The sequence below is a fragment of the Anabaena sp. 54 genome (genome assembly GCF_017355725.1).
GTDB lineage: Bacteria > Cyanobacteriota > Cyanobacteriia > Cyanobacteriales > Nostocaceae > Dolichospermum > Dolichospermum heterosporum.
The window spans coordinates 107,947-131,653 of sequence record NZ_JAAVWA010000008.1 but is presented as its reverse complement, the minus strand read 5'-3'; the positions used below and the strand labels follow the sequence as shown (position 1 = coordinate 131,653).

The window sequence follows — 23,707 nt, the reverse complement described above, 5'->3', positions numbered from 1 at the left end:
TAAGGTATAGCGCAAATAGGTACGTCTGATGACGCTTGTGCAAGAATTACAGACGACTTATTTGTTTGGCTTCCACACCCACCCCGAAATGATAGCGTAGGGTGGCGTTAGCCATATTTCCGGGCTAATAGTCAAAGTTTACTAAAGTAAACTATAGACTTATGGAGATTTTTAGTCATCTTCAGATGACTTCTGCTATGAGACTGGGAATTCATTCCCAGTTGGGTTATGGGTTTTACGTTATACTCAAAACGGTTGGGACATGGACTTTTATAAAATCACGAAAACCCTAGATTTGTAGGGGTTTAAGTAGTGAGACAGAATTAATTACACAATGTCATTGCGTTAGCGCAGCGTGGCATTAGCCATATGGAACGAAGTGAAATGAAGCAATTCCAAGGGTTGTGATTGCTTCCCTTCCCTCGCAATGACTGTAAATATTTTTGTCCAATTACTTAACAATGCTCATTGGTGTCAACTTAACGTAAAATCCATAGCCTGGGAATGAATTCCCAGTCTCATAGCAAAAGTCGTCTCAAGACGACTCAATAACTAGAAAATTTTTGAACTTGTTTAGTTTACTAATGTTTTACCCCTCCCTAACCCTCCCCTTGTAAAGGGGAGGGTTAGGGATTTTTAACTGGTTATTGTTGATATCCGAAAGGACAAAATAAATCGGCATCAATAATGTTATTGTTCCAATTATCGGGTTTTCTTAACCAACAGGTAAAATCGCCTATTTCCTCTTGCCTATTCCCTCTTGCCTCTTGCCTATTCCCTTCCCACAACGACAATTTTCAACGCCAACCTACTTAATTTGTTTGATGTCGTTGATTAGCGGATTCATGATAATTGACAAAATTGAAAATATTAATATAATGATTCTATACTAAAAATATAAATTTCCTCATAAAAAATGATTAAACATCTGCAAGGAAAAATAGCATTAGTCACAGGTGCTACCAGAGGAATTGGTAAAGGAATTGCAATTGGATTAGGTGAAGCTGGTGCTACAGTCTATATTACAGGACGCACTCTTGAACCTAATAATGATGGTCTTGGTGGGAGTTTACAAGAAACTGAAACCGCCGTTATAGAAGCTGGTGGGGTTTGTATTCCCGTGCAGGTTGATCATAGTGATGATGAGCAAATTCGCCAACTTTTTGCCCGGATTGAGAGAGAACAAAATGGTCAATTAGATATTTTAGTTAATAATGTTTATGCAGGAGTACAAGCTATTAGAGAAGGCTTTGGTAAAACTTTTTGGGAGTTAGAACCGAGTTTTTGGGATGCTGCGAATCATGTCGGTTTACGAAGTCATTATGTGGCTAGTATTTATGCTGCGAGGATGATGACAAAGCGGAAAGAGGGAATTATTTTTACTATTTCTTCTTGGGGCGGAATGTCTTATATTTTTAGTGTTCCCTATGGTGTGGGAAAAAGTGCTTGTGATAGATTAGCCGCAGATATGGCAAAAGAATTGAAGGAGTATAATGTGACTTCTTTGGCTATTTATCCGGGGATTGTCGGTACAGAACAGATTACTAGTTTTGCTAAAGAACAGAGTTCAGAAGATGGTAAATCTCTATCATTTGGTGATAGTTATAATTGGGAAACACCGTTATTCACTGGGAGGGCGATCGCTAGTTTAGCTGCTGATGCTAATATTATCAAATATACAGGTAAAATCCAAATTGTCGCTGAAGTTGCCAAGAGATATGGATTTGTAGATGAAAATGGTAATCGTCCTGCGTCTTTACGTTCTTTGAGGTTTATTTTACCAAGGCAAATACCTTTTTTAAGAAATTATGCTGGGTTAATTCCTGATTTAACAATACCTTGGTTAGTGATTTTATTCTTTAGGGACTTCCAAGAAATAAATTATCCTGATTAACGAACCACGGAGGCGCAGAGGACACAGAGGAATAAGGGTTTGAGAGATTTTTGCGTTAGGTGGTTTATCGGTTGTCAAGAGATTGCTTCCTTTCACTCGCAATGACAACTCATGCAGCACAGGTTTATTAGAGACTTCCAATCAAAAAAATATCCCAAAATTTCTTGTGGTGCGGGACGAATTGCCCGCTAATCATCAAGGACGGGCAAGGATGCCCATCCCACAAAATTGGATCATTTTTTTTGTGGAGTTCTCTTAGTAAATTTGGTTAAGTACAAATCTAGGAGATAACCCTAAACTTCATGTTGGATTAAATAACCGTCCTCCATGTTGATAATTCTATCAGCAATATCTAAAATGCGGTTATCATGGGTAACAATTAAAATTGAGCAATCTTGTTCTTTTGCTAATTGCTGCATTAAATTAACCACATCTCGTCCTGATTTACTATCTAAAGCAGCCGTAGGTTCATCGGCCAATACTAACTTAGGATGACTCACTAAAGCGCGAGCGATCGCCACTCGTTGCTTCTGTCCCCCAGAAAGATCAGAGGGATAATAATTAATTCTATCTCCCAATTTCACAGCATTAAGTATTGCTTCAGACTGAATATAAGATTCCCATTGAGAAATATTAGATTGCAATTCTAAAGACATTTGTACATTTTGCATAGCAGTTAAGAAATCTAGTAAATTATGAGCTTGAAAAATATAACCAATTTGCCTACGTATTTGAACTAATTCTTCATTACTAGCATTTAATAATTCTTGTCCACTAAATTTTAAACTTCCCTCTTGGACAGAACGCAAACCACCGATTAATGTTAATAGAGTAGTTTTTCCTGAACCAGAAGGTCCAGTCATGATGACAATTTCTCCAGATTTGATCGTCAAATTAATATCAAATAAAGTTTGAGTTCGTAATTTACTATTACCAAAGTAATGATTAAGATTTGTGATTTGTAAAATATTAGCAGAATGTGAATATTGCATAAGTGGGTGAACGGTAAAAAACCGAAATATGTAACGAAAAGTAAAGTTGCTTAAGAGGGTGTTTGAAAAGTCATGATTGCTGGATCAAATATTTTACCCCACCCTAACCCTCCCCTTGTAAAGGGGAGGGAACTAATTTTTCCGGTTTCCCCCCAAAGCATCGGCTATGGTGTACACACAAGTTATCGAATCACCATTATTCCCCAAATTACCCCACCCTAACCCTCCCCTTGTAAAGGGGAGGGAACTAATTTTCTGGTTTCCCCCCAAAGCATCGGGGGGATTTAGGGGGGTAACAATGTGATGAAAATTACGGGATACCACTTTTCAAACAACCTCTAAAACCTCTTCTCTGTTCCCTTGTCATAATGACAATTTGTGGTTAATTAAAAATTTCTGCTGGATCTACCTTACGTAATTTATTAGTAGAAAAGAAACCAGAAGTTAAGCACATAATAATCACAGACGTAAATACTAATAAACCCTTATTTATATCCATAACAATTGGTAATTTAGTTGCATCTTTGGCAATATCATATAGTCCTAGAGAGATAGCAAAACCGGGAATATAACCCAAGACAGCTAAAATTATAGCTTGCTGAAAAACAACATTCAAAAGATATTTATTTCTAAATCCCATGGCCTTGAGTGTAGCAAATTGGACAAAATGGCTTGATATATTACTATAAAGGATTTGATAAACAACAATGACACCAACAACAAAACCCATCGTTACCATCAAATTAAACACAAATCCAATCGGTGTTCTTAATGTCCAATAGCTTTTTTCAAAATCAATAAATTCTTGGCGAGTCATCACTGTGACATCATCAGGTAAATTAGCAGATAAGGTTGCTAAAATTGTTTTTGGGTTAACATGAGGTTGCAGATTAATTGAGCCTATATCTAGTTCATTTGCTCTGCGTTCTGGAAAGATTCTAAAAAAAGTAGAAGAACTGACTATTAAATTACCATCCACACCAAAAGAAGGCCCAAGGGTAAATAACCCACTAACTTTAACCTTGTAACCAACTGTTCCTAAATAACTAAATATCTCCATACTGATAGGTTTATTTTTCTGAAAATATTCAGCAATTGGTCCAAATTCTGGACGTGCGGCTCGGTCAAAAAATACTTGATCAGGAATTTTGAGTAATTGAAAATCTTGATCTATTTCGGGTAATCGAAAGATGGATTTAACGGGATCAAATCCCAGGACATAAATAGGATATTTGCGACCATTGAGAGGATTTTTCAGTTTAGCAAATTGGACATATAAAGGTTCAACTGATTCAATCCCATTAAAACCTAATATCTGATATAAACGACTGCGAGGAAAACTTTGAGTAGAAGTCAAGGATTTATATTGGGAGCTAATTAAAAACAAATCACCTCGAAGATGTTTATGTACTTGAGTCGCACTGGCATAAAGAGCATCTTGAAACCCAATTTGCATAAACATTAAAACAGAAATAAAAGCAATACCCGCTAATGCTACAAGAAAGCGTACTTTTTGCTTTGCTAATTGTAGCCAAGCTAAAGGTATATTTAAAATCATATTTTCTCCTATTTCCTATCTCATCATAGGATTTCAAAATACCCATTAGTCATCATCCCCATCAAATTAATTAGACAAATTACAGTTCAGGCTTATATCTGAATAAGTGCCTGGACTTGTAAATTAGTTAAATTAGAAACTCGTTGATTATCTGCTAATTTATCAATGCGAATTTTTACATCAACTATTTTATTATCTGTATCTGAACCAGGATTAGTGTTAAAGATATTTTGTCTGCCAACTTGTAAACCAATATCTGTAACTGTCCCTTGTAATTTTCCTGCGAAAGCGTCACCCGTGATAGTTGCTGATTGACCTAAACGAACTTTTTTAATGTCAGTTTCGTAAACTTCTGCAACTACATACATTTGTTGAGTTTGTCCTAGTTCTAATATCCCTTTATTGGCAATTATTTCTCCTGGCCAAGCATTAATTTTTAGGACTTGACCATTAATAGGTGAACGAATATAACTTAAATCTAACTCCGCTTGAGCTTGTTGAACAGATGCGATCGCACTTTTTACATTTGCTTGAGCTAGTTGCACATCTGTAGGACGAATTTCTGCAATACTATTCAGTCTAGCTTCAGACTCACTTAACTGTTTTTGCAAAGTTTCTACAGTCCGTTTCAGGTTAGCATTAGCTTCATTAAGTTGTTCTTGCACAGTATCCCTGCGTAATTTTTTAGTATCTGCATCAGAAGCAGAAATAGCACCATCTTCATATAATTTCTGATATCGGTTATTTTCGGTTTCTGAATTTTTTAGTTCAGCTTCTAGACGAGCAATTGTGGCTTTTTGGGTAGAAATTGATCCTCGTAATTCCACTTCTAAACGGGAAATTGCGGCTTTTTGAGCCGAAATATCACCTCTTTTCGCCCCTGCTTCTACTTGCTGAAGATTCGCTTGACTGACTTCTACTTGTCGTTTTGCTTTTTCTAAAGCTGCAAGATTAGGAATATAACTATCAAGAATTGCTACTACTTGTCCTTGACGAATTTTGTCTCCTTTTTTCACCAAAAGTTGATTAACTCTGATCCCTGTCTGAGAATTGGGTGCGGAAAGACGAATTACTTCTCCTTGGGGTTCTAACCGTCCTAAAGCAGCAACAGCAGTAATGGTAGGTGCAGAAATAGGGATAATAGGAGATATTGTAGAAGTTGATTTAGAATGTTTCTGAAAATATGAAAGGCTATAGAGAGATATTAGACTAGTAGCTATAACTCCAGAACTTGCTAACATTATCGGCCACAAACTCACAGGTTTTATTAATGAGTGCTTTTCTTTGTGTACCATGATTTTGTCTTTTAAATTAGGAAATATGACAGTATTTCTGATTCTCAATAAGAACCAGAAAAGTCCCTATACTTGATAACATCTCTTGACAACCTTATATATGATCCAATATCCAAAAAAAATACTATTGATCAAGAATTATTTACTCAGTTGATTAATTACCCATTACATAAAATATTTAAATGCTAAAATTTTGATAGGTAATGGGTAATCAGTTACTGACTATTACCAATTACCAATATCAAAAGTTTATTTATTCAGCACGACCTCTTTCTCTTTTTTCTTCCGCATAATTGCCAAGTATTCACTCCGTGTTCCGTCTACTCGATAGTGATCACAAATTTGACAAAGTTTGAGAAGATCCAAACGACTGAATATTTTTTGATGCTCAATAGCGTTGTCATTACGCCACCGCCAAAATGTTGTTCTATCAATTCGACGATTGCTTTCAGGCCATCTTCTCCGTGATAGAAAATCTACTAATTCATCTTCATGAAATGAGTAACCTTTTGGTAATTTGAGGAGGTCTTCTCGTAACTCATTCAGCGGGATGAGTGGATCTAATTCAGATAGTCTCATGCCAGCAATTCCTTGTAGTTTTGTAATTCCAATATTGCAGAAGCCAAATAATGCAATAAAGTTTAATTGACTAATTTAATGCTCAAAGACCGCTTTAAATTCACAGTCTAAATTTCCCTGATTTAATAATTTAGGTTAAACTTATTTTTTGGGAATTTCAACCTATATGCAACTAATTGTTTCATAAAACCTTATTTGTCGCACTATCTTAGATTTGTAAAAATTGCAAGCATCAAATTATTAACTCCTTGTATAGATTAAGAATTACTGACCTTTCATTATCTCAAACTTTAGAATCAATTTGATAGAAAAATATTTTTTTAATTCTTTAGATATATTTGGTAGTGACTAATTTTACAAAATATAAAAAAATCTTTCTGGAGATAGATGCAAATATTCACTATTTGGCATTAGAAACTAATGAACAATAATTACATATTCAAAATCCTATATCAAATCTTTTACCCCTCCCTAACCCTCCCCTTATAAAGGGGAGGGAACTAATTTTTCCGATTTCCCCCCTTTATAAGGGGGGATTAAGGGGGGTAACTTAACTTGTGTACGATAGCTTGTAAAGGGAAAAGGGGGTAACAATGTGATGAAAATTATGGGATACCACCTTTAAAATATCCTCTCAGGGAAAAATAAAATCTTTAATAAATTAAAACTAAGGATATGCAATCTATGTGCAACTTTGGTCAAAATGGCTAAAACTTAGATAATAATTTATGTATTGGATAAGCAAACACATTTTGTAGATAACTCTATCAATTTTACATTTGCAAGACTTTTATGAAGTTGCACATAAATTGCTTATGAGTTGCAATAGAGTTGTCACCAAACTCAGATTAATTTTGGCAAAAATTAATTTATAGACTACAGGATTAATTAGAGGATTCCATATTAAGCCGCCAGAGTATTCATCAATAATTAACGCAAAAAAAGATTTCAATACTGTTAAGGATGAAAGTCAATATTTACCTATACTAAATTCATCTAAGACTGTATAGAATCATAAGATATCTGAATTCATCCGTATTTATCTGCGGTCAATTACTCTTGAAACTTTAACTCCATATTACCTGCTCAAAAGAGCAAAATATGATCATGGCTATCTCCCAGTTTGAAACTGCTTTCACACAGTTAAAAGATGAAATTAGTAACTGTGAAAAGTCTGTACTCAAGATGATAAAAGTGAAAAAAAATATGCCTGAGACTACAAATATGAAAAATGAAATTAATGCTAAATTGCGAACAACTGATGTCGCAATTGTTGGTATGGCTTCTATTTTTCCCCAGGCGAAGAGTTTGCAAGAATACTGGGAAAATATTGTCCAGAAAGTAGATTGTATTACTGATGTTCCTGCGTCCCGTTGGCATATAGATGACTATTATGATCCTGATCCAAAAACACCAGATAAAACCTATTGTAAGCGCGGTGGTTTCTTACCAGATATTGATTTTAATCCTATGGAATTTGGCTTACCTCCCAATATTTTGGAGGTGACAGATATTTCTCAATTACTCGGTTTGGTAGTAGCAAAAGAGGCGTTAGACGATGCTGGTTATGGTGCATCTCGACAATTTAATCATGAACGAACAGGAGTAGTATTGGGAGTAGCAATTGGTAGACAATTGGCTGTTCCTTTAGGTGCAAGATTGCAAGATCCACTTTGGAAAAAAGTTCTCAAAAATAGTGGTTTATCAGACGAAGATACCCAGAAAATTATTGAAAAACTCAAAAGTGGATATGTGCAATGGGAAGAAAATGCTTTCCCCGGAATGTTAGCAAATGTGATTTCTGGACGTATCGCTAACCGTCTGGATTTGGGGGGAATGAACTGCGTAGTTGATGCAGCTTGCGCGAGTTCCTTGGGTGCATTAAGGATGGCTGTTAGCGAATTAGTAGAACATCGCGCCGACATGATGATTACTGGCGGCGTAGATACTGATAACTCAATTTTCGCCTATATGTGCTTCAGTAAAACTCCTGCTGTTTCTCCAGGGGAAAAGGTAAGACCCTTTGATGCTGATGCAGATGGAATGCTATTAGGTGAAGGCGTGGGAATGTTGGTACTTAAGCGCCTAGAAGATGCTCAACGAGATGGCGATCGCATCTATGCAGTCATCAAGGGCGTTGGCAGTTCCAGCGATGGTAAGTATAAAAGTATCTATGCACCTCGCGCCGAAGGTCAAATAAATGCTTTAAATCGAGCATATACAGATGCAGGAATTTCTCCTGCTAGTATAGGTTTGATTGAAGCACATGGTACAGGAACGATGGTAGGAGATCCTACAGAATTTACATCTATTACCAGCGTTTTTGGCGAGAATAACCCGAAAAAACAGCATATCGCTTTAGGAACTGTTAAATCTCAAATTGGACACACTAAAGCGGCTGCTGGTGCTGCCAGTCTTATCAAAGCGGCTTTAGCATTACATCACAAAGTCTTACCACCGACGATTAATGTCAGTACCCCCCATCCTAAACTGAATATTGAGAACTCGCCATTTTATTTAAATACGGAAACTAGACCTTGGGTAAGTCATCCTACTCAACCCAGAAGGGCGGGAGTCAGTGCTTTTGGATTTGGTGGTACGAATTATCACGTTGTTTTAGAAGAATATGAACATGAACATCATCACCCTTACCGTTTACACCATACTCCACAATCCTTACTGCTATTTGCCCCCACCCCTTCAGAGTTGTTATCTCGTTGTCAACAAATCCAACAACAATTACAGAATGAGAATAAAGAAAAATACTATCAACAATTAATTACTGATTCTCAAACCGCTAAAATTCCCGTTAATTATGCCAGAGTGGGCTTTGTCGCCGATGATTTAGGGCAAGCTGGGGAATTACTGCAAATTGTCATAGAAGGGCTGAAAAACAAGCCTGAAGCCAAATCCTGGGAACATCCGCAAGGGGTTTACTACCGCCAAAAGGGGATAGACACAACAGCTAAAGTAGTGGCTTTGTTTTCTGGACAAGGTTCACAATACTTAGAAATGGGGCGGGAATTGGTAATGAATTTTCCCTGCTTGCGCCAAACCTACACGCACATGGATAGCCTGTTGTGTGAAGACGGGTTACAGCCTTTATCAAGTGTAGTATTTCCTCAACCTGTTTTTGATGAAACAAAAAAGCAAATTCAGTTAGCAACATTGCAAAAAACTGAATATGCACAACCGGCAATTGGTGTATTTAGTGCAGGCTTATATAAAATCTTGCAACAAGCTGGATTTAAACCCGATTTTGTTGCCGGTCATAGCTTTGGTGAATTAACAGCCTTGTGGGTCGCAGGAGTGTTAAATGAAGAGGATTATTTGTTCCTAGTAAAAGCTAGAGGACAAGCTATGGCTGCACCTGCTAATCCCAATTTTGATACCGGAGGAATGTTAGCTGTCAAAGGAGATATTCATCAAATAACGGAAGTAATTAAAAAGTTTCCCCAGGTAGCAGTTGCTAATAAAAATTCTCAGCACCAAGTAGTATTAGCTGGCAAGAAAGAGGAAATTATTCAAGTCCAAGATATTCTCAAAAATCAAGGTCTTACCACTTTTTTATTAGGAGTTTCCGCAGCATTTCATACACCATTAGTATCTCATGCTCAAAAACCTTTTGCCCAAGCCGTTGAAAAAGTAAATTTCAACGAAGCCCAAATTCCTGTTTATACTAATGTTACAGGTAGCCGTTATCCTCAAGAACCCCACGCCATTCAAAAAATCCTCAAAGAACAACTGTTAAATCAGGTGTTATTTCAGCAGGAAATTGAAAATATTTATGCTGCTGGCGGTTATTACTTTGTAGAATTTGGTCCCAAAAGTGTCCTTACCAATTTGGTGAAAGAAATTCTAAGTGATAAGCCACACATAGCTATAGCCGTAAATCCAAGTCATACCAAAAACAGCGACAAAACTCTTCGACAAGCCATAGTTCAATTGCAGGTAGCTGGATTATATTTGCAAAATTTAGATCCCTATCAAGTCGCAACTAAAATTCCCGAAGTTCCCGCTAAAAAAGTTTTAAATGTCCGCTTAAATAGTACCAACATTACCGAAAGAACTCAAAAAGCATTTGCGAAAGCTTTAGAAAATGGTCATCATGTGGGAGTGATATCTCCCCAACCAACAATTGACAACAAACCGCCAACTGCATTTAATGAGAATCATCAACCACAGGGTAACAACAAACCGCCAACTTCATTTAATGAGAATCATCAATTAAAAGGTGACAACAAACCGCCAACTTCATTTAATGAGAATCATCAATTAAAAGGTGACAACAAACCGCCAACTGCATTTAATGAGAATCATCAACCACAGGGTAACAACGACCACCCAACTTCACTCAATGGTAAATTAGAACAAGTCGAAATCCAACCTGATAATCAGGGAAAAGTTATTCACAACTTAGAAAAAATTATCACAGAATTTAGCCAGCAACAACGAGATATTATCCACGTTCATGAACAATCTTTACACAATCAAACAGAATACACAAAGACATTTTCTCAATTAATGCAGCAACAGTATTTATTATTGGGAAATAATCAAACTACAGAACATCAATCCCAAACTCAACAACTAGCAATTTCCAATTCTGAACAGAACATGATGCGGTTTCATGATCATCAAGGTGATACCCTCCGCATTCATGAACAATATCTCAAATATCAACATGAATATACCCAAAATTACTTTCAACTTCTGCAAAAACATTTGCATTTACTGACCTCAGAAAATAAAGTCATCAACTTTGTAAATCATCCTCAAATTCAACAAGACTTAGAAAATGATCAAAAACCAGACTTACTGAATCAGAATATTTCCGAACCTCTTCCTCTCTGCGCCTCTGCGCCTCTGCGTGAAGAAAAAACCTTTGTAAATCATCCTCAAATTCAACAAGACTTAGAAAATGATCAAAAACCAGACTTACTGAATCAGAATATTTCCGAACCTCTTCCTCTCTGCGCCTCTGCGCCTCTGCGTGAAGAAAAAACCATCCCAAATATAGATAAAGCTACCCTTAGTCAAACTCTACTAAACGTTGTCAGTGATAAAACAGGCTACCCAGTAGAAATGTTAGAACTGTCAATGGATATGGAAGCAGATTTGGGAATAGATTCTATTAAACGGGTAGAAATTTTAGGAGGTTTATTAGAACTACATCCCGATTTACCTAAACCCAACCCCGAAGAATTAGGACAATTAAGAACCTTGGAACAAATTGCTGAATATATGCAAACTTTAGTTCCAGATATCTTAAATCAACAAGTAGAAATATCAACAGCAATTATTAGCAAAGAGGTATTAGTAGAAGTTCCCCAACCAGAATTAATTCCAGCCACACCCGTAGTTGAAGAACAGCAACAAGAAGGAGAAATTTTCCAAGATTTAAGCGATATTCTGCTAACAGTTGTCAGTGACAAAACAGGTTATCCTGTGGAAATGCTAGAACTGTCAATGGATATGGAAGCAGATTTGGGAATTGATTCTATCAAACGAGTAGAAATTTTAGGAGGTTTATTAGAACTATATCCCGATTTACCTAAACCCAACCCCGAAGAAATTGGAGAATTGAGAACTTTAGGCGAAATTGCCACTTATATGCAGCAACAAGCCCAGAGAATTCCTAATTTATTGACTGAAGAAATAGTAGAAGATATCACAATCACATCTGTACCAAATATCCGCCGCAGTATTGCTAAATTACAGCAACTTCCCACACCAGATAGTTTAGAATTTTCTCTTTCTGAAAATCACATTGCATTAATCACTGATGATGGTTCTTCCACCACAGAGAAATTAGCAGAAAGTTTGATAGCGAAAGGTTGGAAAACTGTAGTTTTAAGTTTCCCCGGTGTCGAGTCAAATGTTAATGCAGGTATCAATAGAGTAGTTTTAACGGATTGGAATGAAGACAGTTTACAACAACAGTTAAAACAGATTGCTGATAATTATGGGACTGTAGCTGCATTTATTCACCTTCACCCAGCAACATCATTAGACATAGATAAATCTATTCTGCGTCATGTCTTCTTAATCGCTAAATATCTGAAAGAACCACTCAACGCAGCCGCCAAATTTGGACGCAGTTGTTTTATTAGCGTTGCGCGTTTAGATGGTGAATTTGGATTAGGAGAAAGCCATAATTTTAGTGCAATTTCTGGAGGATTATTCGGACTTAGCAAGAGTATTAATCAAGAATGGGAAAATGTATTTTGTCGTTCCCTTGACTTAAATCCAGACTTAGATTCAGAAACATCTGTAAAAAATATCCTCGCAGAAATTTATGATGCAAACTTGTTAATTCAAGAAGTAGGATATAGCAACAAAGGTAGAGTTACTTTAATTGCAGATTTTAGCCCATTACCAACTACCAATTCTGCAAGAGAAATTACTAAAGATCAAGTATTTCTCGTGAGTGGTGGTGCAAAAGGAATCACAGCCCAATGTGTCATAAAAATCGCCCAACAATATCAATGTAAATTTATTCTTTTAGGGCGTTCCACCACAGAAGTTGAACCAGTTTGGGCAGAAAATTGTGAAAATGAAGCAGAATTAAAACAGCGAATTTTAGAAAATTTTCAAGCCCAAGGGGAAAAACCAACACCGATAATGGTACAGAAAAAGTATCAAATTATTTCCTCACAGCGAGAAATTCAAAATACTCTGAAAGCTATTGTAGAAGCTGGAGGGGAAGCAGAATATCTGAGTGTAGATATTACTGACACAGTATTACTAGAATCAAAACTTGCAGATGTAATTGAACGTTTTGGGGCGATAACAGGTATAATTCATGGTGCAGGAAACTTAGCTGATAAGCGCATTGAAAAGAAATCAATTCAAGATTTTGAAAATGTTTATGCAGCTAAAGTTAAAGGTTTAGAAAATCTCCTGCGGTGTGTACCAGCAAGTCAATTGCAATATTTAGTTTTGTTTTCTTCCGTAGTGGGATTTTATGGAAATGCAGGACAATCAGATTATGCCATAGCCAATGAAATTCTCAACAAATCAGCCCATCTAATTAAACATAATTACCCTAACTGTCATGTTATGGCTATTAACTGGGGACCTTGGGAAAGTGGCATGGTATCATCAGAATTAAAGAAAGCTTTTGCAGCCAGAGGAATTGAAGTTATTCCCGTAGAAACAGGAACACAAATATTAGTTGATGAACTAACAACGGCTAATCAAGGCACAGTTCAATTAGTGATTGGTAGTCCATTAATTTATGTTCCTGCAACCTTATCAAATGATTTAAAAACCTATCGGATTAAACGCCGATTAACATTAACAGAAAACCCATTTTTACAGGATCATGTTATCGCCGGTCGTCCCGTACTTCCTGCTACCTGTGGGTTATTATGGATGACTAATGCTTGTGAACAACTCTATCCTGGATTTACAGCCTTCAGTTCTCCCAATTTCAAAGTTTTAAAAGGCATAGTTTTTGGTGAGGACTCCGCAAGTGAATATATTTTAGAACTTCAAGAACTTGCGAAACATGAAAATCAGGAAATAGAATTTGCTGCTAAAATTAGTAGTCAGACACCAGACGGGAAAATTCGCTATCATTTCAGCACAAATCTAATTCTCAAAAGAGAAATTCCCACACCTCCAAGTTATGTAAACTTGAACTTTAATCAGGATGAAAATTTTCTCAAAACCAATCAAGAATTATATCAAGTAAATGCTTCTAGCCTATTTCATGGATTCACATTTCAAGGCGTAAAATCAGTTTTAAATACCAGTCCTAGTCAGATAACCATTGAATGCTGTTTACCAGAACCAACTACACAGCAACAGGGACAATTTCCGGTGCAAACATTCAATCCTTATATAGCAGATGTCCAGATTCATTCTCTCTGGATTTGGACACAACACTTTCATCAAGTTGGATGTTTACCATCAGAAATAAAGCATTTTGAACAGTTTGCAAAAGTCCCTTTTGGTGAAACATTTTATGTTACTTGTGAAGTCCAATCAAAAACAGAATCATCAGTAGTTACAGATGTGATCACCTATAACCGTCAAGGACAAATTTATAATCGCATGATTGGTGCTAAAGGAACAATTCTACCTCGACAAATAGCCAAAGATTAGATTTTTTCACGCAGAGGCGCAGAGGCGCAGAGAGGATTTAAGGCGTTGCTGATTAAGGGTATGAATTTTAGTCTCACGCAAAGGCGCAATCACGCAAAGGTAAGATTTTTAAAGGTTCAATTTGGAAATTTCATACCTCGATTCAGCAACGCCAAAATTAAAACTCTAAAACTTTGCGCCTTTGCTTCTTTGCGTCTTTGTGCGAAACATAATTAGGTTCAATTTTAAAAACCGGAGAATAATAATGAAATCAATTGCACAAAATCAAAAGTTAGCAATTGTCGGTATGGATTGTTTTGTTAGTAATTCACCAACATTAAATAAATTTGAACGTCTGATTTATGAAAGCAAGCAAAATTTAGTTACATCTGAAGATTATCAGCAAACTCCATTAAGTCGAGAATTAATCAATTCTGCTCTAGAAGATGCTAAAATTCAACCAGAAACGAAGATAGCCTTAATTATCATTTCTCCTACAGAAAATTCTGCTAAATTAGCTAACTATATCTCTGCTGAATTAGCATTTTTTGCCGAGGAAAATTCGCTTTTATCGGCTTTGGATGTCAGTCAAAAATTATTAACTACCCAGCAAGTTGAAGCTGTTTTAATTGTCGGCATAGACAAGAGTTACCCGATAGCAATTAATGAAGGTGTATATACTTTTAGTTATGACGAAAAAGCTGAAAATGTAATTAAAACAGCAGGTGCAGCCGCAGTAGTGTTACAACTGCATGAAACAGCCAAGCAACAAAATCATTGCATCTATGCAATCATGGATGGTTTCAGTGTGGTCAAACATTCTCCCAATCACCCGGAAACCATTACTCAAGCTTGTCAGAAGGCGTTTCAAATAGCAGATGTTCAAGCCGCAGATATTGGTTATTTAGAAGTGGTTGCTAGAGGGATTGCTAACGCAGATATAGCAGAAATTCAAGGTTTAATATCAGCCTATCATACAGGGGGAGAAAGTCTGAGTTGTGGACTGGGTAGCGTTAAAGCAAATATTGGTAACACACAAGCCTCGTCTGGTATATTTAGCCTCATCAAAACCGCACTTTGCCTATATCATCGTTATATTCCTGGTGTTCCCCAATGGTCTAATCCTAAACAGCCAGAAATTTGGCGCGGAAGTCCCTTTTATGTAGCGGTAGAATCAAAACCTTGGTTTTTAGAACCTGGTGCGACTAAAAGAGTGGCTGCGGTAAATATGATGGAAGAAAATAATATTTATGGACATTTAATTTTGTCAGAAGAAATCAGCCAAGTAGAACGCAGTAGTCAATATTTAGCAGAAATGCCTTATTATTTATTTCCTATTGCGGCTGATGATCGTTCTTCTTTATTAACACAAATTACCGCACTTCAACAAAGTTTCACAAATGGTTCTTCCATATCTCAACTTGCTAATGATTATTTTCAAAAATATCAGCAATATAAACAATCAACTTACGCCTTAGCAATTCTCTCACGACATCCAGAAGAATTAAAACGAGAAATTGAAAGGGCAATTCAGGGAGTAAAAATTGCTTTTGCTACTGGGAAAGACTGGCAAACTCCTCTTGGTAGTTATTTTACGGTTAATCCCCAAGGGAAAAAAGGTCATGTCGCCTTTGTTTATCCTGGTTCTTTTACTTCCTATATAGGACTAGGAAGAAATATTTTTCGTCTTTTTCCTAAACTACATAATGATGTTGTCATCAAAAGTGTTTATAACCGAGTCGCCAATATTGAAAAAATTCTCTATCCTCGAAGCATCAATAAATTATTAAGAAGACAACTAGAAAGCATAGAACAAACATTAATAGATGATCCCGTTTCTATGCTGGAATCAGAAGTTGGTATCGCCGGATTAATGACAGCAATTCTGAAAAACTATTTCCAAATTCAATCCCCATACAGCTTTGGCTATAGTCTTGGTGAAACTAGTATGATGTTAGCGCAAGGTGTCTGGACTAGCTTTAAAAGTACGAGCGATTATTTGAACTCATCTCCTTTATTTAAAACTCGGCTATCTGGTCCTAAAAACGCAGTTCGTCAGCATTGGGGATTACCCTTAATTCATGAAGGTAAAAGGGAAGAATTTTGGAGTAACTACATTTTGATATGTTCCTATTCTCTAGTGCAAGAGGTTCTAAAAAATGAAAATCGGGTTTATACTGTTTTAATCAATACACCTGAAGAAGTCATTATTGCTGGTGAAACTAAAGCTTGTGAAAGAGTTATTCAAACTTTAAAATGTGACGCTTTTCCCACATCAATTAATCATGTAATTCATTGTGAACCAATGCACTCTGAATATGATGAATTAGTAAAGGTCAATACCTTACCTATCCAAACCAATTCAAAAACAATTTTCTATTCTGCGGCAGAATACGCACCCATGAAAATTGATAGCCATTTAATAGGCAAAAATATTGCTAAAGCCCTTTGTCACCAACTTGATTTTCCTCGCTTAGTTAATCGTGCCTACAATGATAATGTCAGAATCTTTATTGAAGTTGGTGTTGGTAGTAACTGTAGTCGTTGGATTAGCGAAATTCTCAAAGACAAAGGACATCTAGCTGTATCCCTAAATAGAAGAGGTGTAGATGATCATACCTCCATTATTAAAGCCTTAGCCAAACTATTTAGTCATCGAATTGAGTTGGATTTATCACCTTTATATTCTTTGCCTAATATCAAATTTGCAGAAGATACTTCTTTATTAGATTATCAACACAAAATGACACCTATCCCTAATTATCAAAGTTTAAATAAAAATAATGCCCGTATGGCTAAAGCACACAACTTTTTATTACAGTCCCGGCAAACATCACTCCAACAACTTAGTCTCTTTCTCCAACAGCAATTAGACTTGTACAAAAAAATGGTGATACAAGCCAAAAAAGAACAGTAAAAATGGCGTTGCTGATTAAGGGTATGAATTTTAGTCTCACGCAAAGGCGCAAAGACGCAAAGGTTTGAGTTTTAAAGATTCAATTTGGGAATTTCATACCTCGATTCAGCAACGCCAAAATTTAAAGGTATGCGAAGAAAAGTAAAATCACTCAAAACTCTCTTCCTGTTCCCAGTTAAGAGTTCCCTTGCCCCAACGACAATTTTTAACGCCCACCTACTTATTCACTACAAAAATCATGTTAAAACAACATCAACAACTCAAATTTTCCCCTTCCATGAATAACAATTATCAAGGATGGCAAGGCGATTTAAATACTGTGTCCTTTGATGCAAAAAATATTAAAAATAAACTGATGAATTTGGATTCCCCTTGTTATATTCTGAATAAAGAAGGACAAATTGGTATTAGCAATGAAGGCAGTCTATCATATAGTGCTAACGGTAAAACTCAAAAGCTAGAAATGCTTTTAACTGTTCCTCCAATCGGATTTCATCAATTAGGTGATCCAGCTTTTCTAGAGTTCTACAGCGTCAAATATGCCTATATGACTGGAGCAATGGCTCAAGGTATTGCATCCGAAGAAATGGTAATTACCTTGGGAAAAGCCAACATTTTAAGCTCCTTTGGTGCAGGAGGTTTATCTCCTACCCGGATAGAAGCAGCAATTCACAAAATTCAACAAGCTTTGCATAACAAATCTTATGCTTTTAACTTACTTCATAGTCCTAGTGAACCTGCTATCGAAAGGCGTTTAATTGATTTGTATTTACAGCATCAAGTCAGAATAATTGAAGCCTCTGCATTCTTAGATTTAAGTGATAATATCGTCTACTATCGGGCGGCTGGACTGAGTTTAAATTCAGCCAATGAAATCGAAATCAAAAACAAAATTATTGCTAAAGTTTCTCGTCGGGAAGTTGCTACTAAATTCCTCCAACCTGCACCTACAAAAATTTTAACTCAATTAGTTGAACAAGGGTTAATTACTGAATTGCAAGCTAATCTTGCCGCAAAAATTCCTATGGCTGATGATATTACCGTAGAAGCAGATTCAGGAGGACATACAGATAATCGTCCACTGGTTTGTTTATTACCTTCTATTTTAGAATTAAGGGACGAAATTCAAGGTAAATATGATTATGAAAAACCTGTAAGAATTGGTGTAGCTGGGGGAATTTCTACACCGCAATCAGCCCTAGCAGCTTTAATGATGGGTGCGGCTTATATTGCTACTGGTTCTATTAATCAATCTTGCGTTGAAGCTGGGACTTCAGAATATACAAAAAAGCTCCTAGCTGAAGCAGAAATGACTGATGTAATGATGGCACCTGCGGCTGATATGTTTGAAATGGGAGTCAAATTACAAGTTCTTAAACGGGGAACTCTCTTCCCCCTTCGCGCTCAAAAATTATGGGAATTATACAGAAACTATAATTCATTTGCAGAAATTCCCCCAGATGAAATAGAAAAGTTAGAAAAACAAATTCTGCGAAAAACAATTTCTGAAATTTGGCAAGAAACATCTACTTATTTATCTCAACGTAACCCAGAAAAATTAAGTAAAGCTGCCAATAATCCTAAACTAAAAATGGCGTTAATATTTCGCTGGTATTTAGGATTATCTTCCCGGTGGTCTAATACTGGAGAAAAGGGTCGAGAAATTGATTATCAAATTTGGTGTGGACCAGCAATGGGAAGTTTTAATAATTGGGTACGTGGTTCTTATTTAGCTGATATAAATAATCGCCGAGTAGTTAATGTGGCAGATGAAATCATGACAGGTGCAGCGTATTTGTATCGGATTCAAAACTTGAAAATTCAAGGCTTACAAATGCCAGAAGAGTACAGCCAATATCATCCACAAAGTAGGTTGAGTTGAGGGACAGTGTTCGCGTAGCGTGCCGAAGGCATAACCCAACATTAGCGGTAGGATAGCAAGGGGTGTTGGGTTTCGTCCATTGGTGTCAACTTAAGCTCAAATCCCTACCACATCTCGTTCCTAGTCTCTGACTAGGAATGCAGTTGATGAGGCTCTGCCTCTAATATTATTGAAGGCAGAGCCTTCTAGAATTCATTCCCAGTCAGAGACTGGGAATGAGATGACTTGAGTTCTTTGCGGGATAGAGGTTTTACGTGAACGTACCTCAACCAAACCTAAGTAGGTGAACACAATAAAACCAAACTGTGTAAAGAAATGTAAAATCGCCCAAACCCTCTTCACTCTTGCCTCTTGCCTCTTGCCTTTTGCCTTGCCATAACGACAATTTTCAACGCTCACCTACTTACATTTTACCAAAGGTTGTGATAAATATGGCTATAAATAGAAAGTTAGGACAGCTAGAAGAAACAATGGAAATCCTGAATCAACGGGCTAAAACATGGAATGTAGTTACTATTAGCCGGATTCGAGGAAATATTCAAGAAACAGTTCTCAGACAGTCTTTAAATATTATTCAATATCGTCATCCTGCGCTTAATTCTCATATTATTAACTCTCGAAATTCTTACTATTATCAGTCTAAAGGTACAGGAAAACTTCCTTTGCAAGTTGTTAATATTAGAGAAAGTCAGGAATGGGAAGCGATCGTTAATGCAGAAATGAATCAGGTAATTGATAGTAGTAAATACCTGCTGCGAGTCGTACTTGTCAAGATATTAAATCAGCAAAATATTAATTATCTGATTACAACCACACATCATGCTATTACCGACGGTTTATCAAGTGTCCAACTTCACTCAGAAATTTTAACCTACTGTCAAAAGATTACCGAAGGTAAATCTCTTCCCATAGTTACTACTTTAGAACCACTTCCACCCATTGAAAAACTATTACCCACTTGGACAAATAGTTTCAAAAGCAAACTAGGTAGAGTTGCTTTATTATTAAATATCGCACTTCAAAAATATTGGAATCAACCAAAAGCATTAAGAGTAGAAAAATATGTTCCTATTTCTCAACGTCGTTGCGAAATCATTCATAGACAACTTAGTGAAGAATCAACACGGCAGTTTATTCAGCAATGCAGACAAGAAAATACTACAGTACAAAGTGCTTTATGTGCGGCACTAATGTTAACAGTCTCCAAACAACTGACTAAAAACCATGAAGATAATATTCCAGTTAGTTGTTTATCATATCTTGATTTAAGAAGACGGTTACAACCAGAAATTAGTACAGAGAATATGACGGTTTTAGCAGCGTCTTTGATGAAATTTTATAGAATTACCAATAATACATCTTTTTGGGAATTAGCGCGAAAAGTCAAACATAATCTCAATGAAAAAATTCACCAAGGAGAAATTTTTCAAATGATATATCTAGCTAAATATTTGATAAATTTTTCTTTACTATTCCCTAATCAAGTATCTCCTACAGTCTCAGTTTCCAATCTTGGTAAAGTCAATATTCCCCATAATTATGGAGAATTAGAACTAGAGGAAATCAGTTTTGTTGGTTCTCATGCTTTATATGCAGGAATGTTTATTGTTCACGCTGCTACTTTTCAGGAAAAAATGACCCTAAATTTTGTCTTTTCTCAACCTTCACTTAATCAGCAAACTATGGAAAGACTTGTTGATCATTGCATTGATTCTATCATGAAAGTCTCATCGCGTTACTTAATACCAGTAGGTACATAAATGAATAACAATATCTCTAATTCTCTCTCAGAAAACCAAGATAACGCTACTAAAATACAAGCTTGGTTAGTTTCGGAAATTTCCTCTTTACTGGGAGTTAATCCAGAAGAAATAAATATTCGTGAACCTTTAGATAGTTACGGTTTAGACTCAGCACAAACCATAGTTATCGCTAGTAAAGCCGAAAAGTTTTTGGGATTCAAATTATCACTTATCCACCTTTGGTATTATCCCACCATTGAAGAACTTTCTCTCAGATTATCTGAAGAATTAGAAAATTCTCAGTCAGAAATTATCCAGATATAACCTCTACAAATTCTGTTTAATTACTGACAAACCAGTTTTTCCTCCTTGATTATTGGGACACTTCGCTAGATTAGGGTAGCCTAATTGAGCCAGGTGTCCTCTTTTCTAAATTCCTATTTTTAAACACGGGAGATTTTGTGATGAACGCAGCGGAAATTTTAGCAAAACTCACTCAACAAGGTGTATTATTTTGGTCAGAAAATAGCAAACTGAATATTCGTTCTCCCAAGGGTGTAATTACTCCAGAAATACAAATAGAAATAGCTAAATATAAAGAAGATATTTTAGCATTAATTCAGGAAATGAATGTTACTAATGACTATGTTCATGAACCTTTAATGCAAGGTATTAGTTTACAAACTATTGGTAAATTAATTGGTGGGTTTTCTGGAGAGTCACCCACAGGATATCAAATTCCAGTTATTAATCCTCAGTTTATGGCTGAGAACTTAAAAGTGACTTTTAGACCTTTACCGGATTATTATGATAATCAAGTTATTGTCAGATTTCGCCAACAATTAATATTTTATCTCCAAAAGCATGGGGTGAAGGTAATTCCTTGGAAAGAAGCAACAACGGAATTGAAACATACCATTAAAATTCCCGTTATTAACTGGCATAAATCTTTGAAAATGCAGAGTGTTAGAGCGGATATTGATGCTGTAATAGATGTAGAAAGACCAAATTCATGGTTAAGAAAATTAGGAATATTTGTCGCTGAAACTTGGTATAAGTTATCTTATACATGGCTGAAAGAAAAACAAAAAATGTCTGTTGTGCAAATTGCTAAGTTAAGTAGTTGGGCTGAAGATCATGCTGCCAAATATGTTGAAGATCCAACAAATACACAAGTAATAATTTTAACCGATATAGATGATGAATTTGTTAATCCACTTACACCCTATCCAGAAAAAATTCGCATTGGCATAAATACATTGGTGAAAACTTTTTCAGAAATTGTGATTGGTGTATCTCATGAAAAGTTTTCAATTCTGAATATGAATCTTTCTGATTCTAATTTTGCCCCCAATGAAGTCGAGAACTTTGCCTTAAAATCACTGATTCCCAAAGTATTTGTGCCGATTACTCCATTATTAATTAGTCGTTTTGAACTAGGGGAATATAATCCTCATTTATCAACCTATGCTGGAAAATTAATTAAATTAGGGCAAGATTTAGCATCTACAGGGTTATTTCCGGCTGGGTTTAAATTAGATGAAGTTGTTAAAAGAAAATCCCATAGAGATATTGTGAATGTCATTGTGAATGGTAGAACAGGAGTATCTTATGGTTTTGTGGCTTATGCTGAACCTCCTCATTATGTAGGGAAGCCAGAAATCACTATTGATGAATGGGATAATTTATTACCTGTAGCGGGATTTAGTAGTTATGAACTTCGCCAAAATGAACAAGGTAGACGTTATATTAAACTAAATATCAACGCCGAAAATAGATTTAAGCAAATACCTGATATTTGGCTAGTTAGTTCTCGTTCTGGTGCGAATAAAACAGATTTAAGCATTGATACTGATATTCTACGGATTGGTTTACAAGATAAATTACATCTGCAATTACCATTAGGAAGTAATGCACAAAAAGCAGATATTAAACCATCCTATGATATCTATGTGATGTTAGCCATTAGTTTAGCTGCGGCTTTATATACACCAGAATTAATTGCTAATGGTGCGCCAATTGTTCACTTTCATGGTTATCCTGATGTTGATTGGTTTCAAGAAAAGGAATATTGTGTGGGGATGAATAATCCTTCTGTACCTTGTGGAACTTATGAATCAGGGGTTTTCAACTTTTTAGGAATTGCTGATTTAGGTGATCAAATAATCAATGATGTCAATTTAATTAGCTTAGTAGAACCAGATCATGGGACAAATTTTATTGCTAATGATTTGGAGTATTTAGTAAATAGGTTAAAAGCTGGGTGTGTGACTGGACAAATTGAATTAGGTGGGAAAAATTTCCCTTCTCTGAAAAATCGCTAACAAGATCCCCGTAACAAGATCCCCGACTTCTTTAAGAAGTCGGGGATCTGATTTAGCTACGGTGTACACACAAGTTATCGAATCACCATTATTCCTCAAATTACCCCTCCCTAACCCTCCCCTTGTAAAGGGGAGGGAACTGGATTTTTATTGTTTCCCCCCAAAGCATCGGCTAGGGTGTACACACAAGTTATCGAATCACCATTATTCCTCAAATTACCCCACCCTAACCCTCCCCTTGTAAAGGGGAGGGAACTGGATTTTTATTGTTTCCCCCCAAAGCATCGGCTAGGGTGTACACACAAGTTATCGAATCACCATTATTCCTCAAATTACCCCTCCCTAACCCTCCCCTTGTAAAGGGGAGGGAACTGGATTTTTATTGTTTCCCCCCAAAGCATCGGCTAGGGTGTACACACAAGTTATCGAATCA

Annotated in this window: 11 protein-coding genes; 7 read left to right on the top strand and 4 right to left on the bottom strand. The window is 36.3% G+C overall.

Going from position 1 to position 23,707, the window contains the following annotated elements; all coding sequences use genetic code 11:
• Positions 1 to 916 precede the first annotated feature (916 nt).
• Positions 917 to 1,894 carry an SDR family NAD(P)-dependent oxidoreductase gene (locus tag HEQ36_RS11225; protein WP_205748559.1) on the top strand — a complete coding sequence of 326 codons (978 nt, stop codon included), beginning with the start codon at positions 917 to 919 and terminating at the stop codon, positions 1,892 to 1,894.
• A 293-nt stretch (positions 1,895 to 2,187) separates the two neighbouring features.
• On the opposite strand, the gene HEQ36_RS11220 is transcribed toward HEQ36_RS11225, so the two are convergent.
• From HEQ36_RS11220 to HEQ36_RS11205, 4 genes are all read right to left on the bottom strand, one after another.
• Positions 2,188 to 2,886, bottom strand: coding sequence for a DevA family ABC transporter ATP-binding protein (locus HEQ36_RS11220; protein WP_053538003.1), 699 nt, complete (start codon positions 2,884 to 2,886; stop codon positions 2,188 to 2,190).
• A gap of 382 nt (positions 2,887 to 3,268) precedes the next feature.
• A complete protein-coding gene (gene devC / locus HEQ36_RS11215; protein ID WP_053538002.1) occupies positions 3,269 to 4,444 on the bottom strand; it encodes an ABC transporter permease DevC in 1,176 nt (391 codons plus the stop codon).
• 92 nt (positions 4,445 to 4,536) lie between these two features.
• Entirely contained in the window at positions 4,537 to 5,739 is a 1,203-nt protein-coding gene (locus HEQ36_RS11210) for an ABC exporter membrane fusion protein (protein ID WP_168636390.1), read from the bottom strand.
• 249 nt (positions 5,740 to 5,988) lie between these two features.
• Positions 5,989 to 6,318, bottom strand: a complete 330-nt coding sequence (locus HEQ36_RS11205; protein ID WP_027402676.1) for a hypothetical protein — start codon at positions 6,316 to 6,318, stop codon at positions 5,989 to 5,991.
• 1,107 nt (positions 6,319 to 7,425) lie between these two features.
• On the opposite strand from HEQ36_RS11205, the gene HEQ36_RS11200 reads away from it, so the two are divergent.
• The 6 genes from HEQ36_RS11200 to HEQ36_RS11175 all read left to right on the top strand — a co-directional run bounded on the left by HEQ36_RS11200 (position 7,426) and on the right by HEQ36_RS11175 (position 23,274).
• Entirely contained in the window at positions 7,426 to 14,430 is a 7,005-nt protein-coding gene (locus HEQ36_RS11200) for a type I polyketide synthase (RefSeq protein ID WP_290707710.1), read from the top strand.
• Between the two features lie 244 nt (positions 14,431 to 14,674).
• Entirely contained in the window at positions 14,675 to 17,326 is a 2,652-nt protein-coding gene (locus tag HEQ36_RS11195) for a PfaB family protein (protein WP_168636392.1), read from the top strand.
• A 238-nt stretch (positions 17,327 to 17,564) separates the two neighbouring features.
• Positions 17,565 to 19,208 (top strand): PfaD family polyunsaturated fatty acid/polyketide biosynthesis protein, encoded by a 1,644-nt coding sequence (locus tag HEQ36_RS11190; protein ID WP_168636395.1) that lies wholly within the window; start codon positions 17,565 to 17,567, stop codon positions 19,206 to 19,208.
• A 431-nt stretch (positions 19,209 to 19,639) separates the two neighbouring features.
• Complete coding sequence (locus tag HEQ36_RS11185) at positions 19,640 to 20,968, top strand: condensation domain-containing protein (RefSeq protein ID WP_168636396.1); 1,329 nt, start codon at positions 19,640 to 19,642, stop codon at positions 20,966 to 20,968.
• The gene (locus tag HEQ36_RS11180; protein WP_027402681.1) at positions 20,969 to 21,274 is read left to right on the top strand and encodes an acyl carrier protein; all 306 of its coding nucleotides are present in this window, start codon (positions 20,969 to 20,971) and stop codon (positions 21,272 to 21,274) included.
• Positions 21,275 to 21,414: 140 nt separating this feature from the next.
• Positions 21,415 to 23,274, top strand: coding sequence for a hypothetical protein (locus HEQ36_RS11175; protein ID WP_168636397.1), 1,860 nt, complete (start codon positions 21,415 to 21,417; stop codon positions 23,272 to 23,274).
• Positions 23,275 to 23,707 lie beyond the last annotated feature (433 nt).

Coding starts and splice junctions, on each gene's coding strand:
- HEQ36_RS11180 (WP_027402681.1), top strand. CDS start 20,969: ATGAATAACAATATCTCTAATTCTCTCTCAGAAAACCAAGATAACGCT.
- HEQ36_RS11225 (WP_205748559.1), top strand. CDS start 917: ATGATTAAACATCTGCAAGGAAAAATAGCATTAGTCACAGGTGCTACC.
- HEQ36_RS11185 (WP_168636396.1), top strand. CDS start 19,640: ATGGCTATAAATAGAAAGTTAGGACAGCTAGAAGAAACAATGGAAATC.
- HEQ36_RS11205 (WP_027402676.1), bottom strand. CDS start 6,318: ATGAGACTATCTGAATTAGATCCACTCATCCCGCTGAATGAGTTACGA.
- HEQ36_RS11175 (WP_168636397.1), top strand. CDS start 21,415: ATGAACGCAGCGGAAATTTTAGCAAAACTCACTCAACAAGGTGTATTA.
- HEQ36_RS11190 (WP_168636395.1), top strand. CDS start 17,565: ATGTTAAAACAACATCAACAACTCAAATTTTCCCCTTCCATGAATAAC.
- HEQ36_RS11210 (WP_168636390.1), bottom strand. CDS start 5,739: ATGGTACACAAAGAAAAGCACTCATTAATAAAACCTGTGAGTTTGTGG.
- HEQ36_RS11200 (WP_290707710.1), top strand. CDS start 7,426: ATGGCTATCTCCCAGTTTGAAACTGCTTTCACACAGTTAAAAGATGAA.
- HEQ36_RS11195 (WP_168636392.1), top strand. CDS start 14,675: ATGAAATCAATTGCACAAAATCAAAAGTTAGCAATTGTCGGTATGGAT.
- HEQ36_RS11220 (WP_053538003.1), bottom strand. CDS start 2,886: ATGCAATATTCACATTCTGCTAATATTTTACAAATCACAAATCTTAAT.
- devC (WP_053538002.1), bottom strand. CDS start 4,444: ATGATTTTAAATATACCTTTAGCTTGGCTACAATTAGCAAAGCAAAAA.